Origin of the sequence: Aeromicrobium sp. (genome assembly GCF_036675695.1) — a bacterium.
Lineage (GTDB): Bacteria > Actinomycetota > Actinomycetes > Propionibacteriales > Nocardioidaceae > Aeromicrobium.
In genome coordinates, this window is record NZ_JAKFEL010000048.1 from 1 (window position 1) to 3,392 (window position 3,392).

General features: G+C 62.1%; 6 protein-coding genes and 1 pseudogene. 2 read left to right on the forward strand and 5 right to left on the reverse strand.

The window, feature by feature from the left end; genetic code table 11:
* Window positions 1-219: DUF952 domain-containing protein (locus tag V6M39_RS02470; RefSeq protein ID WP_332642077.1), on the reverse strand; the 219-nt coding region annotated here is incomplete at its 3' end.
* 152 nt (window positions 220-371) lie between these two features.
* Entirely contained in the window at window positions 372-713 is a 342-nt protein-coding gene (locus V6M39_RS02475; RefSeq protein ID WP_332642078.1) for a hypothetical protein, read from the reverse strand.
* A 140-nt stretch (window positions 714-853) separates the two neighbouring features.
* Here V6M39_RS02475 and V6M39_RS02480 point away from each other — a divergent pair, with 140 nt between their 5' ends.
* Complete coding sequence (locus V6M39_RS02480; protein ID WP_332642079.1) at window positions 854-1,270, forward strand: pentapeptide repeat-containing protein; 417 nt, start codon at window positions 854-856, stop codon at window positions 1,268-1,270.
* A gap of 62 nt (window positions 1,271-1,332) precedes the next feature.
* Window positions 1,333-1,758, forward strand: a complete 426-nt coding sequence (locus V6M39_RS02485; protein WP_332642080.1) for an SMI1/KNR4 family protein — start codon at window positions 1,333-1,335, stop codon at window positions 1,756-1,758.
* A gap of 13 nt (window positions 1,759-1,771) precedes the next feature.
* On the opposite strand, the pseudogene V6M39_RS02490 reads toward V6M39_RS02485, so the two are convergent.
* The 3 genes and pseudogenes from V6M39_RS02490 to V6M39_RS02500 all read right to left on the reverse strand — a co-directional run.
* Window positions 1,772-1,858, reverse strand: a pseudogene (locus V6M39_RS02490) (endonuclease NucS); the annotation flags it as partial.
* Window positions 1,859-1,931: 73 nt separating this feature from the next.
* Entirely contained in the window at window positions 1,932-3,212 is a 1,281-nt protein-coding gene (locus tag V6M39_RS02495) for an SEC-C metal-binding domain-containing protein (RefSeq protein ID WP_332642081.1), read from the reverse strand.
* A 32-nt stretch (window positions 3,213-3,244) separates the two neighbouring features.
* A partial coding sequence (locus tag V6M39_RS02500) for an endonuclease NucS domain-containing protein (RefSeq protein WP_332642082.1) occupies window positions 3,245-3,392 on the reverse strand: 148 nt, incomplete at its 5' end.

Consider the following 3,392-nt stretch of genomic DNA (forward strand, 5'->3'; position numbering starts at 1 on the left):
GGGCACGTCGAGCAGGTCGGTGTCGATCTGCAGCAGCACCAGCGGCTCGGTCACGTCGCCGTAGAACCGGTCTCGCACGGCCGTCCACTGATCGGCCCGGCTGGCGTGGATGAAGCCCTCCTCTGCCAGCGTCCGACCGAGCGTGGAGGTCGTGTACGCACCGGACTCCTGGGCAGCTGCCCAGTCCGAGGCGAGCGCGAGGTGGAAGATCGTGGCCATCGTCGTACTCCCGAGGTCAATGGGCGGACGTAGCGCGGCAGATCGTCAACGCTGTCAACAATCGCGCACAGGTGCGGTTGTGACGTCAGATCCTGCCAGTTCGGCGTCAAGAACCGCGCACAGGTGCGATCTTGCGTAGATCGTGGGCGGTTTCAGGATGCGCGCCGATCGCGGTCGACGGCGTCGAGGACCTCTCCGACACGCTCCGAGACCAACAGGAACCGATCGAGGTCTCGTTGACCTCGAGTGCGTCGGTCGCCCGGAACGTCTCGCTCTGCTCGCGTCATCGCTCGCGAGAACGCATCTGCTTCGCTGGCTGGCCAGGTAGCGGACATCTCCGCCATGCCGTCGTCGCGCTCGGGTCCGAACTCAACCCGCAACAGCGCACTGAACAGTACGGCCGCCGGTTCCCCGAGGACCGTGATGCCTTCGAGCGACGCGAGATCGCAGTCGAACCTGTGTGGCGTTGGGGCGGCCTTCTTCCGAGACGACATCGGGCTTCCTTCCGTTGGGTGTGGTCGATGCAGCCACGGTTGCAGTTGGGACCGACAAGGGTGGCCGTACAAGGCACATGGCGGGGAGAGGTGTGGAAAACCATCACGGGATCGACGTGGGGTGAGGGCAAACTGTCGTCATGACGCAATCGGCACGTGCCCGCTGGGCGGTACTCCGGGGAGTCGTGAGCAAAGAGAGCTTCGCTGACTCGGACCTCACCTCGGTGGTAGCGGGAGCCATGGTGTTCGAGTACGTCGACCTCAGCAGAGCCGACTTGCGACTGGCAACCATGCGCGCGTTCTTCAAGATGTGCTCGTTCGCGGGCGCCAATCTGCGGGGCGCCAATCTGCGTGGAGCGACCTTTGCTGGCTGCGACCTGAGCGGTGCCGACCTCCGTGATGCCGATCTGCGGGGCGCGCAGTTCTCGTACGTCAACACGGGAGCTGACAACGGTCGTACGAACCTCACTGGCGTCAGGTTCGAGGGCGCGGACCTGACGGGTGCGTCCTTCGATCGAGTGATCGGCTACGAGGCGCTGGGAGCTGACGGCGCCTAGCGCGACCGGTAGGGCGCCACGGGAGCAGTGGTCGTCGGTAGGCGACGCGGCATGATGCCCGCATGTGGATCGAGATGATTCGGGACCTTGAGCCTCGAGCTAAGTTTCGGGCTCCTGCGACAGAGGCGGCCATTCGCTCGTGCGAAAGGTCTCTGGGCGCGCGCCTCGACGAGGACCTCGTCGCCCTGCTGCTGGAGACAAACGGTGTCGTGGGTGAGTTTGGCTTGGGTCTGATCTGGCCGATAGAGCGAATTGCGGCCGACAACATCACGTTCCGCACGACGCCGGACTTCGCGGACCTCTACATGCCGTTCGACCCGCTGGTCTTCTTTGCTGACGACGGCGGTGGTGACCAGTTCGCATTCGTGCAGCGAGATCGGAGGAAGGACGTCTTCGTCTGGGATCACGAGAACGACAGCAGGACTTGGGTCGCTCCACATCTCGACAGGTACCTCACATGGTGGCTGGACGGCACGATCACCCTCTGAGGGTCTCGGCCGCTCAGAAGAGTCGGTCGGAAGGGTCGTCCAGACCGCGGAGTGCGTCGTAGTCGACCACGGCGCAACTGATCCCGCGGTCCTCGGCTAGCAGTTGAGGCGTTCGAGGTAGCGACTGAGCTGCTCGACGCCACAGATGAGTCGCTACCCGCCGTTCGCGATGCCTACGTGTCGACCACTTCGCTCTCAAGCCCCCAACTGTCGACGACTCGCTTTAGTACCGCCCAGACCTCGTTCTTGTGCTCGGGATCTGAACTGGCAAGTTGCAATGAGATCGACATCGGGTCCGACAACTTCCTCAAGAAGTGGACGGCGTCGGCAGGCATCCGGGCGTCAACGCCAGGAATGCGGCTCAACGCTGAAATCAATTGGCCCGAAAGAACTGCGGCGACAAGGGTCGCGAGCGATGACGGATCGAGTTCGTCGAATGGGTCGGCTTCGTGAAAGTAGGCGCGCGCGCTGAGTACGTCGACGTGAACAAACTGACACGCTGTCTGATAGAAGAGGTCGAAAAGGTCGCGGTCGGTTGCAGTGGCGTGCTTGAGCAATGCTCGATTGGTCACCCAGATCGATTGCTCCGCGCCGGTGGCCTGATGTATCACTCGGTTGTAGTCAATGCGACCGTCTTTGACGGCAAAGGCGAAATTTGCGCGGTCTGCTCTGGGGGCCACCTTCTGTTCGAAGAAGGTCGGGTCGTTGGCAATCGTGTTGAGGTACAGGTAGTTCTCCAGCAGCCCTCGAGTCAATGCATAGATCGCTTCAGGCATCGAGTGTTCGCACAACTTCTCTATCGTGCGGATGGTTTTCATGGACTTGTGTGCTGAGAAATTGGCGTAGTCGACTGGAGTCTTGATCTGGAAGTCAACGAAATCCCCCTGCTCACTGTGGCGCGCAAGGAAATCGCTTAGGACCATTCGTACCGCCGGTAGAACCTCTTGTATGACCTGGCCGATGTAGCCGTTGCCGTTGGTCACGAACCAGACCGCGGTTGGATGGCTGCCGTCGTCGGGTGTCTCGGCTAGTTCGTCGTACTCGTTGCGAAGGTCTGTGAACTCCGCCAAGTCGCCATCAGAAATCACGTCAAGGTTGCCCTCCACGGGCATCAACCCGTCAGATCTGCAGTACGCGTAGATGATGTCGGGAGGTAGTACGTCATGCTTCAGAAGGTCGCGTGCGAGTGAGTAGATGCTGTCAGCTGGGTTGAGCGAGAAGGCGAAGAGCAGATCTTCCTTAGACGGCGGACGGCCGTAGTAGGCGGTGTAGCGATCGCGCTCTGCGCGGATGATCTCCGCTGCTTCCGGGACTAGCTTGGTCTGCTTTACGAGTTCACCTGCGGCGTTGCGTCCGAAGCTAAAGGCTTTCTGGCCACAGCACCGCCCGTACTTCCGACCCGACCTGCACGGACAGCGCTCATCTCGGCTTAGTTCAACGAACTCCGCGGTCATGGTGACAGTCTGGCGGTCGCCCCAACCGATTTTCAGAACAGCCGGTCGGACGGGTCGTCCAGACCGCGCAGCGCGTCGTAGTCGACCACCGCGCAACTGATGCCGCGGTCCTCGGCCAGCACGCGCGCCTGCGGCTTGATCTCCTGGGCGGCGAAGATGCCGCGGACGGCGCCCTTGCCG